The sequence below is a fragment of the Bacillus sp. REN10 genome (assembly GCF_016820555.1).
Lineage (GTDB): Bacteria > Bacillota > Bacilli > Bacillales > Domibacillaceae > Bacillus_CE.
The window spans coordinates 203538-216704 of sequence record NZ_JADHDW010000001.1; the positions used below are offsets into that span (position 1 = coordinate 203538).

Consider the following 13167-nt stretch of genomic DNA (forward strand, 5'->3'; position numbering starts at 1 on the left):
TTATATAGTAGTAACGAATGAAGAAAGTTGCATCCTTGTTTGCAAGCAGTCGGACAAGCGAGGATGCCTGTTTAATTAAAGGAGGACGTTATGAGAGTTGACGGCAGAAATACGAATGAATTGCGAAACGTGCATATAGAAACAGACTTTTTGAAACACCCGGAAGGCTCTGTGCTAATTACTGTTGGGGATACACGAGTCATCTGTACAGCTAGTATAGAAGATCGGGTGCCTCCGTTTATGCGCGGAAGCGGAAAAGGATGGATCTCTGCTGAATATTCGATGTTGCCAAGAGCGACAGAGCAGCGGAATATTCGTGAATCTTCTAAAGGAAAAGTATCCGGGCGAACAATGGAAATTCAACGTTTAATTGGCCGGGCATTGCGAGCAGTTGTCGATCTTGAAGCGATTGGTGAACGCACAGTGTGGATCGATTGTGATGTGATTCAGGCAGATGGAGGTACGCGTACCGCTTCAATTACAGGCGCTTTCGTGGCGATGGCCATCGCTTTAGATCGCTTGCAACAGGAAAAGGAATTACCAACTTTCCCTGTGACGAACTTTTTAGCTGCTACTAGTGTGGGAGTCGTCAAAGATCACGGAGTCGTGTTAGACTTAAATTACATAGAGGACAGTCAAGCGGAAGTGGATATGAATGTTGTGATGACGGGAGCAGGTGAATTCGTTGAACTTCAAGGAACAGGAGAAGAAGCAACTTTTTCAATGAAGGATCTGCAAAGCTTACTTGAGTCGGCTCAAATTGGTCTAAAGCAACTGTTTGAGATTCAAGCCGCTGCGCTAGGAGATATTGCGAATAAAATGAATAAGTAATCAAAAGGGGAATCTTGCTATGGATGCAGTAATTATTGCGACAAAAAACAAAGGAAAAGCGAAGGAGTTCGCGGAGATGTTTGCTTCTTTTGGGCTGGATGTTGAAACGTTGCTTGATCATCCAGAATTTGCGGATATCGAAGAGACTGGTGAGACTTTTGAGGAAAACGCCATCTTGAAAGCCGAGGCGATTTGCAAACTGACGGGTCGTCTTGTGATTGCTGATGATTCTGGTTTAATCATTGATGCGCTTGATGGTCGCCCTGGCGTTTATTCGGCGAGATATGCAGGGGAAGAAAAAAGCGATGAAGCGAATATTCAAAAAGTGCTTGATGAGCTTCGCGATATTCCTAACGAAAAGCGTACCGCTCGTTTTTATTGCGCATTAGCGATTGCGATGCCCGGCAAAGAAACAACAACAGTAGCGGGCACATGTGAAGGTCGAATGACGAAAGAAAAACAAGGGACGAATGGCTTCGGCTACGATCCGATTTTTTATGTGGAACGGTTTGGAGCAACAATGGCTGACCTTGCCCCCGAAACAAAAAACAGCATCAGTCATCGTGGACAGGCATTGAAGAAGCTTCGGGAGCAATTGCCTGCTTTGCTAGAGGGTGATGCGAAGTGAAGGTATTGATCGTCAGTGATAGTCATGGCTGGAGCGAAGTGCTGCAAGAGTTAAAAGAACGATACGAAGATCAAGTCGATGCGATGATTCATTGCGGAGATTCCGAACTCTCAGCGGATGATCCGGCAATAGAAGGCTATTTTATTGTGCGTGGCAATTGCGATACAGAAAATGAGTTTCCTTATGATATTATAGAAGGGGTAGAAGGAAAGCGAATTTTCGTGACACATGGACATCGCTATAAGATTAAAACGACGTTGATGAATCTGATGTACAAAGCGAAGGAATATGAAGCGGATTTTGTTTTCTTCGGACACTCTCATCTTGTCGGAGCGGAGAGCATCGATGGCACGGTATTCGTTAATCCCGGCAGCATCTCTTTCCCTCGTGGACGTAAAGAAAAAACATATGCGATCCTTGAAGTAGATCACAACACAACAACCGTTTGCTTTTATGATGAAACCCACCAAGAATTGATGGCTTTACGGCAAATATTTTAATGGATTCATTCCGCCAGCGAGTAACATTTGCTGGTGGAAATCCCATCTAAAAAAGAAAAGTAATTTTTTCTTTGAAATAGTATTGACATATAATATCTCACTTGGTATTATAATAAATGTCTTAAAGATAAATTAAATAAAAACATGTCCCAGTAGCTCAGCCGGATAGAGCAACGGCCTTCAAGAATAGGAGCCTCTATAAGGAAACAATAACTTATAGAGTGGACGACACTATATCGGTGAACCCTTAACAGATTATGCTGATGGCAATACCGAGGAAACTTACGATCTCAAGTGAATGAGATTGAGGGGTTTTAAAGGACCAGATTCATTTCATCTGGTGGTAGAAATTCCAAAGAATAATCATACAAATGATTATCGTGAGGTTCCGTAGAGACTACACGTGTCGCACCTGAAATGGTGAAGATATAGTCCAGACTACAAACAACACTCGTTGGTGGCGAAAGTCATAGTGGTAAGCTAAGCCGTCGGTCGGGAGTTCGAATCTCTCCTGGGACGCTACAGAAATCGGGTGTAAAGCCCGTCAAATCAACCTTCTATATCGTTTAGTGAAACGGTCAGTATAACGGTCACGTAAGAAATTACACCTGTTATTGGCTTATATCACTTTCGATATAGGAGGTTTTTTGTTGTGACCAAAAGAAAAGGATTATTAGATGTTGATGTGGATGTAAAGGGACTATTCGAAGGATTAACTGGTACTAGTTCCACCACTTCAAAGACAAAAATAAAACAGACTGAGGTCTTGAGTGACTCAATTTTGATTTCTGATGCTCTCGATACCATTACAAGGCAAATGAAGGTGAGCGGGAATAGAAGCCGTACAATAAGCGATTCTCAAACGAACCGATCACACCATTTTTTGGCTATAAAGCATAATTAAGGAAACGACGTGAGCGTGAAGAAAAGAAAGAGACTAGAACAAATGCTGATGACCTTTTAGAAAAATTAGGATTAGCATAATAAACAGTGAAGTATTGGGATGGCTCAGATTGGAGTTATCCCTTTTTATTTTTGGAGGGTAGAACAGTATGTGTTGGTGAGGACATGTTCCAGCTATAATATCCATTGATTAATAAAACTGTGATTTTAATAATATCGAAGTAGTTATCCTGTTTCCTAATTTCTGCATGTGTATAGTATAATGGACACATACAATCTATTGAGAAAACGGTGATAACGATGAGCAGTAACTTTTCATTTTTCCAAGGGAAATGGGATGTACTTGCTAACTTGGGAGAGACAGCTGAGAAAAATGTATATCATGATCCGCATACAACAGTAATGAAATTGCGATTGTTCGCTGAAACATTAACGAAATTTATTCTTGCCGCTGAAAATATTAAAGAGGCATATGGTACAACACAAGTAGATCGCATTAATACTTTGCGTCGGGAAAGGTTACTTGAGCCTGAATTAATTGATATATTAGAAGCTCTTCGTCGCAAAGGGAATGTAGCGATGCATGAAGCGGATTATGGAAAAGTAGAAGAAGCAAAGGCTTTGTTACAATTAACGTTCCGCTTGTCTATTTGGTTTATGGAGGTATATGGTGATTGGGACTTTCAAGCACCTGAATACAAAGAACCTCAAGAACAAGCAGAACAGAGTACAGAAATGCTTCAGCAAGAATATGAAGAAAAAGTCAAAAAGCTTGAAGAAGAATTAGAGGCAATTCGTCAACAGGCAAAAGTGGAACAAGAAGAGGTAAAAATCGAGCGTAAAAAGATATCTAAAAACTTTATGCGTCGACAGCAATTAACAGAAGCTGAAACACGTACGATTATCGATGGAAAACTACGTGCTGTTGGATGGGAAGTAGACACAACTGTACTAAATCATCAAAAGAACGGAACGCTGCCAGAGAAAAATCGAAACATGGCAATTGCTGAATGGAAGGTCAATGGCGGCAGGGTCGACTATGCGTTATTTATTGGCTTAAAGCTTGTTGGCTTTATTGAAGCTAAGGCAAAAAAGAAAACGATTCCTGGCGCATTAGAAAGTCAAACAAAAGTGTATGCAAAAAATGTGGTACAAGTCGAAGATGAAGTCATCACACCTACAACAGGTGAATATAAAGTGCCGTTTTTATACGCAACGAACGGCCGACCATACTTGAGACAACTTCAAGAAGAGTCGGGCATCTGGTTTTGGGATTCACGTAAACCGTTAGAACATGCTCGCCCATTAGAAGGCTGGCATTCACCTGACGACTTGCAGCTTCTTCTTAGTCAAGATGATAAGGATGCAAATAAACGATTAGAAGAAGAGGATATTACGAAGTTTGGCTTGCGTCATTATCAGCAAAAAGCTGTACTTTCCGCTGAAGAGGGATTAAAAGAAGGGCAACGAAGAATGCTCATTGCGATGGCAACGGGAACAGGGAAGACCCGCACAGCAATCGCACTCATGTATCGCTTAATTAAGTCAAAAAAATGTCGTCGTATTCTTTTTCTCGTTGACCGTAATTCGTTAGGAAAGCAGACAGAGGATGCACTTAAGGATACAAAAATTGAAGGCTACTCATTTGCTGATATATACGATGTAAAGTCTTTAGAAGACATGTCTCCAGAAGTTGAAACGAAGGTGCAAATTGCGACAGTACAGGGAATGGTTCGAAGACTTTTCTATAGCGATAATGAAAAGCTTCCAAGTGTCGGGCAGTATGATTTCATCATTGTAGATGAAGCACATCGTGGCTATACAAGTGACAAAGAAATGTCAGAGGAAGAATTGGATTTCCGTGACCAGAATGATTACATCAGTCAATATCGACGTGTGATTGACTATTTTGATGCAGCCTGTCTAGGACTCACGGCAACACCCGCTCTTCATACAACAGAGATTTTTGGTATGCCTATTTTTAAGTATTCTTATAGTGAAGCGGTTCTGGATGGCTACTTAGTTGACCATGAACCACCATATCTTTTTAAGACAGAACTTTCACAAGTTGGCATTACTCTTGAGAAAGACGAAGAAGTTGAAGTGTATGATGTTGATAAAGGTGAGATTCAACTAGAAAAAATGGAAGATACAGTTCATTTTGAAGTTGAGCAGTTTAATAAACGGGTGATTACTGAACCTTTTAATCGGGCGGTTCTAAACAAACTGGTCGAATACATTGACCCGACAGGAAAAGAGAAAACCCTTATCTTTGCAGCTACTGATCAACATGCAGATTTGGTTGTTCGGTTATTGAAGAAAGCCTTTAAAGAACGTGGCGATGAAATTGAAGATGATGCCATTATGAAAATTACTGGCTATATCTATAAGCCATTAGATGCCATTAAAAGGTTTAAGAACGAGCGGTTGCCAAATGTCGTTGTAACGGTTGATTTACTCACTACAGGCATTGATGTCCCTCCAATAACAAACATAGTATTTTTACGGCGTATACAGTCTCGTATTCTTTATGACCAAATGCTTGGACGTGCAACTCGTCTTTGTTCAGACATTGGAAAAACGCATTTTAACATTTATGATGCGGTGGGTATTTACGACAAATTGCAAAGTTATACGGAGATGAAACCTGTTGTAAAGAAACAAAATTACAGTATTGGTGAACTATATGAATCACTTGCCAATGCTACGACAGAAGACGAAGTGTCGTTTTTTCGTGACCAATTGGTAGCGAAAATTCAGCGTCGAAAGCAAAGATTGGATGAAGATGGAAAGCAGAAATTTGAAGAACTGTCAAATGGGAAAAATGTGGATGAGTGGGCGAAAGAAATTCAGTCGTATACTCCACAAGAAGCAAAACAGCACAACATGTTATTTGAATATATGGAAGCCTATCGGGTAAAAGGCGAGAAACGATATATCTCCAACAAAGAGGATGAAGTAACAGATGTGGTTCGGGGATACGGTGAAGGAAACAAGCGACCTGAAGATTATTTAGAAGGTTTCGTTCGTTTTATCCAAGAAAATATTAATGAAATTCCCGCTCTTCATCTTATTTGCACACGACCGAAAGATTTAACAAGGCAGGATTTACGAGAACTTATTACCATTCTAGAAACGAAAGGCTTTAAGCAATCTCATTTACAAACAGCTTGGAAGCAGACGAAAAATGAAGACATCGCAGCGGACATTATTAGCTTTATTCGCCAAGCTGCATTAGGTGAAGCACTCGTTGCCCATGAAACACGTATTAAACAGGCGATGCAGAAAGTGTATTCACTGCATGATTGGACTCCAAGGCAGAAGAAGTGGTTAGAGAGAATAGAAAAGCAATTACTTCAAGTACCTGTATTAGCACCAACACCGCAAGATGCTTTTTCAGAAGAGCCATTTCGCAGTCAAGGTGGATATAAGTTATTACATCGTGAATTTGGCGATCTTATTGATACTGTTGTGTTAACCATTAATGAAAATCTTTATGTAAGCTAATCCACTAGGGGGATAACTACCTTGTATAGACTTGATACAGAAAACAATAGACTAGAAGAAGTCCGAGAAACCACGTTCTCTGAGAATGACTTAAAAGAGCGGCAACATATAGAGGAATGGATTCGTAAAAGTCCAGAAGTTCTTAATGAGGATTTACTAATCATTGCTCATGAATACGATAAATTTGAAGTGAACGAAAGATTAGACCTCCTAGCCATAGATAAAGAGGGTAACCTAGTTATAATTGAAGTGAAGAGAGACACTACAGGAAGCGGCGTTGATTTTCAAGCTTTAAAATATGCCTCGTATTGTGCGAGGCTTAGCCCCACTGATATCCTTGAAATATATGAAGATTATTCAAGAGTTCATGCTCCGTTAATTAATACCAAAGATGAGTTGATGGAATTTCTTGAAGTAGACAGCGAAGAAGATTTAAATAATCTTCTTAACAACAGTCAGCGGATTATCATTGTCGGTAAAGATATTGATAAGAGGATTCTTTCCGTTTGTACATGGTTATATGAAAATAGCATTGATGTGAAATGTGTAACAATCAAGCCGTACAAACTGGGAGATCAGCTTATTGTAGACACCGATCAAATTATCCCTCCATACAAGCTTGAGAATTATTATATTAACAAAAAGGCTTCAGTAAAAGAACGCAAAATAAAGGTTGACGAAGATGTTTCTTCATTCCTGCAAGGAGTAGCTAACTTTATCAACAACCAAACGGATTACACTGCTCGATATGGGGGAAAAAGAGATTACTTCAAAGGACACCGCTTCTTAGGGAAGAAATGGAACTTTGTATTTGTCTACAAGAAGGATCATACTGCTTCTATGTTCGTAGAGTCTTATAAAAAACAAGAAACAGATTTGATCCGTTCGATAGCAGAGAGGTATACAGACGAATTGAAAACGTTACTGGGGTGTGAAATAGAGCTTTCTCAAGGATCAAAAAATACAGATTTATATAGATTAGCGGCAAAGTTTAACTTTGTAGAAAAACAGGATATTGAGGAATGTCTAAAACAATATACTGAGACGTTTGTTAAGTTCTATCAATTCATAAAGGAAAAGGCTCAATAGCAGGGGAGTTCCTAAAAGGGACTCTCTTTTCCTTGAGATTAAAAGTAATTGCTCGGAGTAATCAATTTTCCATTATAATAAGATAGTTGAGCAAATATTAGGAGGAAGTTATGAATAACCAAGAGATTGTACAAAAATTATGGAATTTATGTAATGTCCTGCGTGATGATGGGATCACTTATCAGCAATATGTAACAGAGTTAACCTACTTATTATTCCTCAAAATGATGAAAGAGCAGGAAACAGAAGGTGTGATTCCACAAGGCTATCGTTGGGATGATTTGTTAGATAAAGAAGGTTTGGAATTAAAGACATTTTATCAGCGGTTGTTACTTGAATTAGGAAGCAGTGAAAATGAGCGGCTGCGTCTAATATACAGTGATGCTTCTACAAGTATTGCCGAGCCGAAAAACTTAGAAAAAATTATCAAATCAATTGATGCCCTTGATTGGTACAATGCCAAAGAAGAAGGATTAGGCAATCTTTATGAAGGATTGTTAGAGAAGAATGCTAGTGAAAAGAAATCGGGAGCGGGGCAATACTTCACACCTCGTGTATTAATTGATGTAATGGTACAGCTTATCGACCCGAAAATTGGAGAGCGGTGTGCTGACCCTGCAGCTGGAACGTTCGGTTTCATGATTGCAGCAGACCAATATTTAAAGAATCAAACAGATGACTACTTTGATATAGAGCCACAAGAAGCCGAGTTCCAAAAGAAAGAAGCCTTTACTGGAATGGAACTTGTTAAAGATACGCATCGTCTGGCACTCATGAATGCGTTGCTTCATAATATCGAAGGACGCTTGGAACAAGGTGATACTTTATCAGGTAACGGTAAATGGATGAAAAACTTAGATGTGATTTTAACGAATCCCCCATTTGGTACAAAAAAGGGTGGCGAACGTGTATCTCGTGATGATTTAACGTTTGAAACATCAAATAAGCAGTTGAATTTCCTGCAGTTGATTTATAACGCTTTGAAAGATGATGGAAATGCAAGAGCAGCGGTTGTATTGCCCGACAACGTGTTGTTCGAAAGCGGTATTGGCTCACAAATTCGTCGTGACTTGATGAACAAATGTAATCTACACACGATTTTACGATTACCAACAGGGATTTTTTATGCTCAAGGTGTAAAAACCAATGTTTTATTCTTTACAAGGGGAACAACAGACCAAGATAATACGAAAGATGTATGGGTATATGACCTTCGTACAAATATGTCTTCATTTGGAAAACGGAATCAGTTAACAATGGCTCATTTTGAGGATTTCATGAAAGCCTATGTCGCAGAAGACCGCTCGAAAGTCGAAGATGAACGCTGGAATAAGTTCACACGAGAAGAAATCGCCAAAAAAGACGATAGCTTAGACATTGGATTGATTGCAGATGAGTCATTATCTTCATACGAAAATTTACCAGACCCAATCGAATCAGCAGAAGAAGCAATTGCGAAGCTCCAACAAGCTATGGATTTGTTAAATGAAGTAGTAGCGGAACTGCGTGCTGTTGAAGATGATGAGGTGGTCGAATAATGAGTAAGAAAAATAAGACCTTTGAGGAATTGTTGGAAGAAGCGTTAGTGCCTGAGGATGGGCAACCATATGAAGTTCCTACTAATTGGGTTTGGACAAGAGTTCAATCATTAGGTGAAGTAGTAACTGGGTCTACACCTAGTAAAAGTAACCCAGAATATTATGGTTCGATATGTCCTTTATTTAAACCTACGGACTTGAATCAGGGTTTCAATGTTATTGAAGCAAATGAGTATTTATCTGAATTAGGATTTTTAAAAACTCGACCTATTCCAGAAGGAAGCATAATGGTGACTTGTATTGGAGCAACAATAGGAAAAACAGGTTTCTCTAGAAAAAAGGAAGCTGCTACAAACCAACAAATCAACACTATTGTCGTTAATCCAAATTTAGTTCCGGAATTTATCTATTTTGGAGTGATTTCCAGTTTTTTTCAAAATAGCATTATTGAAAATTCATCATCAACTACTCTACCTATTATTAATAAAGGAAGATTTGAGAAGTTGAGTTTTCCGTTACCACCATATAACGAACAAAAACGAATTGCTGATAAAGTGAAGCGGCTTTTAGGTAAAATTGAAGAAGCAAAGCAGTTGATTGAGGAAGCAAAGGGAGCATTTGAACTTCGTCGAGAAGCTATTTTGGATAAGGCTTTTCGTGGGGAGCTAACGAAGAAGTGGAGAGAGAGTTCATTTTCAATAACGCCAATTGAAGAGACACTCGAAGCAACTGAAGTAGTAAATAATAATGCGAAAAATAAAAATATCAAATTTAGTGAGTTGAATGAGGTGCCATTTGCCATACCAGACAGTTGGAAGTGGATAAAACTACATCAAATATGTTTATCCTTAAAGAATGGACTGTATAAACCAGCTAGTTATTATGCAGAAAGTGGTACGCCTTGTTTAAGAATGTACAACATTGATAATAATGAATTGAATTTGAAAGATATACACTACATGACTTTGACTGATGAGGAAATTGAAGAATATGGATTGAAACAAGGCGACATTTTGATTAATCGAGTAAATTCAAGGGAGTTAGTTGGAAAGTGTGCGCCTGTGCTGAAAGGTTTTCCAACTGTAGTATTTGAAAGCAAAAATATACGTATAAGATTACATGAAGATATCTCAACAGAATATGTGAGTGGGTTTTTGAATTCAATTTACGTAAAGAAATGGATTAATGAAAGTTGTAAGCAGACTGTAGGTATGGCAACAATTAATCAGGAATTTCTAAAAAATCTATATATTCCTATGCCACCTGTAGAAGAACAAAAACACATTATGAACATTCTAAATCGCATTTCAGAAAATGAAAATAAAATAAGGGACACCATAAAGCTCTCTGAAAAATTTAATGAACTAAAAGACTCAGTCCTTTCAAAAGCCTTTCGTGGTGAACTTGGAACAAATGACCCAAGCGAGGAAAATGCAATTGAATTATTAAAAGAAGTGCTACAAGAACAAGTAAAATAGTTGTAAGAAGGCATCCAAATTAATTGGATGTCTTTTATGCTTGCATACATGCCAAGTTGTGGAATTGGTTTGATACAGAACCACTCTCATTCACAAACTGACAATCGGTAAATTTCCGACACGACTCACATTATCAATATGATTTAGCATGGTAAAGTAATAAGAATTGCAGTGAAACCCTACTCAACTTCGATAATGATATCGATAGCAGAGGTGTAGACTAATAAGAGGTATCAAAGAAAAGATACGGCTGCCTTTATCGCATTGTTTTCGATAAGTTATCTGTTTCAAAAGGTACACTTTTTGCGACGCACTTTGTGAAACGGTAGAATAAGGGTTCAGGTAGTCTCATATGGTATATGATTGGGTTTTGATACGTATCATAATTACAATTGACCTTTTGATACAAAGGCGTTACGATTAGAGTATCAAATAACAAGGCGGAATTAATTATGGAAAACAAAGAATTTGGATACGTTAGAGTAAGCAGCAAAGACCAAAACGAAGCACGACAACTGGATAGTATGTATGCTCTTGGAATCGATGAGCGTGATATACATATCGATAAGCAAAGTGGGAAAGACTTCGATAGACCTCAATACCAAGCTTTGAAATTGCGTTTGCGTAAAGGAGATATGTTATACATACATTCATTAGATAGGCTAGGTCGTAACAAAGAGATGATTTTAAACGAGTGGAAAGATATCACACAGAACATCAAAGCACACATTGTCGTAATTGATATGCCATTGTTGGATACACGGAAATACAATGATTCCATCGGTTCTTTCGTGGCTGACTTGGTATTACAGGTATTATCGTGGGTTGCTGAAGAAGAGAGAACTAAGATTAAGACTCGTCAAGCTGAAGGAATAGCTTTAGCAAAGGCACAGGGTAAACACCTAGGAAGACCTAAAACATCGATTACATCTGAATTTGAACATGCGTATAAGGAATGGAAGGCAGGAGAAATCACAGCGGTTGAAGCAATGAAGAAATCAAATATGACTAAGGCTACATTCTATCGGAAGGTTAAAGAATATGAGGCAAGTTAAGGGGACTCTGCGAGGGGTCTTTTTTCATTTGGAATCGAGGTGGGGGTGTATTTCCACATTTTTAGTAGGGTTTATGGACAGGAATGGGGTATGTTACCTTATCTACACGTCCCAAAAAATCTAGAGTTACCGATTCAATACAAGATTTTAACAGTCCCTTGTAAAAAGATTCATAATTTATTCGAAGAAGATGAAAACAATGGTACTGTTGTATTAAATCACCAAGATGTTACATTTGTGCGTAATATAGCCAAAATTTGATTGCCTAGTTAAAGTAAGGGAGACTTACTTTTGATCTCTTCCTTTTTAAGAGGTTTATAGACTAAAATAACAGTGAGACATATTTCGAGGGGAAAGATCATTAGAAGTTTTTGAAAGATATCTGGTGAGAGTCGTTTTTTTATTTATCAACTCTATATCAAGTGATATTTGGGAAAGGTGGTGAGGTTTTGGATGAATTAATTCCTATACTCCCGATGATAGGGGTAATTATAGGTGCATTGATAGCAGGTATAAGCTCTTTTGTTGTTCAATCTATCTCTTTTAAACGACAGCAAAAGTGGGAACAAGAGAAGCTAGATAGACAGTTTGCACAAGAACAAGAAAAAATAGATAAACAGTTCGCTAGAGAACAAATACTTAAAAAAATTGATGCATATAACAAAATCTTAAGTGAGAACAACAATACACAGGTAGTGGAATGGGATTATTACACAGGTGAAACTACGTTTAAGAGCGAACGATTTGAACAATTAATTAGACCTTTACTCTATAACTCATTTCATCTGTTGGAACAAGATGTGGCTAATGCTGTTGTTAATATTGATAATCTTCTTATGAAGTGGGAAGTCCTGGGGGAAGGGGATGAAGAGGATGTAAAAGCGTTAAATGAACATTATCAGAAAATCATTTCATCAATAGAACGCCAACTCATTGAATATAGAATGGGGTATATCGAAAAAGTATAAGCATTATTCAAAAATAGAACTCATAAAATAACGAAAAGAGTGTCGATCGGTATGAAAGAATTGCTAAAGAAATTCCTGTTAATGCTAGTAACGAGTGTAATAGCAAAAATAGTTTTGTTGTTCTTGGTAGCTTTGCCTGCTGTTTCAGGATTCCTTCATTTAGTTCGAGAAGGTTCATTTGTTATTCCAGCATGGACATGGTATGTGGCAGGTGCGGCATTGGTCATTGGACTGACTATTTATTTTCTGGTAAAAAGAGCAGGTTTTATTGGAAAAAAGAATAAAAAAATGCCGATGCCGTTTTTTTATACTCCTCCTGGTGGATGGAAAGATGTTGGATATGAGGAACATTTTAAAGTGCTTTGGAGAATAAGGTTTCCGAATAATCCTTTCTCACGTTCGTTTGATACACCTTCGCCAGAACAAAGTATAGAAAAACTAAACATTTACCATTCACCATACTGTCCTAAATGTGAAACGGAAATGGATGAAAAACATGCCTTTTTCGGTAATTTTCTTTGGGGCAGATACAATTGGTCATGTGTTAATTGTAATTATAAAGTAAGAAGTAAACTGAAATTTTACGAAGCTGTTGAAATGGTAGATAAAAAAGTTAAAGGCGGCGTAAGAAGAGAGGTCGCAAAACAACGGAAAAATTCCCGACAATAAT

11 protein-coding genes are annotated in these 13167 nt (G+C 38.2%); all 11 read left to right on the forward strand.

The features are described from left to right. The first annotated feature begins 90 nt into the window (after positions 1-90). Entirely contained in the window at positions 91-831 is a 741-nt protein-coding gene (rph, locus tag IRB43_RS01015) for a ribonuclease PH (RefSeq protein WP_203361567.1), read from the forward strand. Between the two features lie 19 nt (positions 832-850). Continuing rightward, positions 851-1459 (forward strand): XTP/dITP diphosphatase, encoded by a 609-nt coding sequence (locus tag IRB43_RS01020; protein WP_203361568.1) that lies wholly within the window; start codon positions 851-853, stop codon positions 1457-1459. Beyond that, positions 1456-1959: a YfcE family phosphodiesterase gene (locus IRB43_RS01025; RefSeq protein ID WP_203361569.1), complete on the forward strand. Its 504-nt coding sequence runs from the start codon at positions 1456-1458 to the stop codon at positions 1957-1959. The genes IRB43_RS01020 and IRB43_RS01025 overlap by 4 nt, the downstream gene beginning before the upstream one ends. A gap of 652 nt (positions 1960-2611) precedes the next feature. Next, complete coding sequence (locus IRB43_RS01030) at positions 2612-2863, forward strand: hypothetical protein (protein ID WP_203361570.1); 252 nt, start codon at positions 2612-2614, stop codon at positions 2861-2863. A gap of 299 nt (positions 2864-3162) precedes the next feature. Next, on the forward strand, positions 3163-6369 hold the full coding sequence (gene hsdR, locus IRB43_RS01035; RefSeq protein WP_203361571.1) for a type I restriction-modification system endonuclease: 3207 nt from the start codon (positions 3163-3165) through the stop codon (positions 6367-6369). A 21-nt stretch (positions 6370-6390) separates the two neighbouring features. Further along, a complete protein-coding gene (locus IRB43_RS01040) occupies positions 6391-7458 on the forward strand; it encodes a PDDEXK family nuclease (RefSeq protein WP_203361572.1) in 1068 nt (355 codons plus the stop codon). A gap of 110 nt (positions 7459-7568) precedes the next feature. After that, positions 7569-8996 carry a class I SAM-dependent DNA methyltransferase gene (locus tag IRB43_RS01045; protein WP_203361573.1) on the forward strand — a complete coding sequence of 476 codons (1428 nt, stop codon included), beginning with the start codon at positions 7569-7571 and terminating at the stop codon, positions 8994-8996. Further along, positions 8996-10474 (forward strand): restriction endonuclease subunit S, encoded by a 1479-nt coding sequence (locus IRB43_RS01050; protein ID WP_203361574.1) that lies wholly within the window; start codon positions 8996-8998, stop codon positions 10472-10474. Before IRB43_RS01045 ends, IRB43_RS01050 begins: the two co-directional genes overlap by 1 nt. A gap of 452 nt (positions 10475-10926) precedes the next feature. After that, positions 10927-11529 carry a recombinase family protein gene (locus tag IRB43_RS01055; RefSeq protein ID WP_203361575.1) on the forward strand — a complete coding sequence of 201 codons (603 nt, stop codon included), beginning with the start codon at positions 10927-10929 and terminating at the stop codon, positions 11527-11529. A 449-nt stretch (positions 11530-11978) separates the two neighbouring features. Further along, complete coding sequence (locus tag IRB43_RS01060) at positions 11979-12497, forward strand: hypothetical protein (RefSeq protein WP_203361576.1); 519 nt, start codon at positions 11979-11981, stop codon at positions 12495-12497. 51 nt (positions 12498-12548) lie between these two features. Then, a complete protein-coding gene (locus tag IRB43_RS01065) occupies positions 12549-13166 on the forward strand; it encodes a hypothetical protein (protein WP_203361577.1) in 618 nt (205 codons plus the stop codon). Position 13167 lies beyond the last annotated feature (1 nt).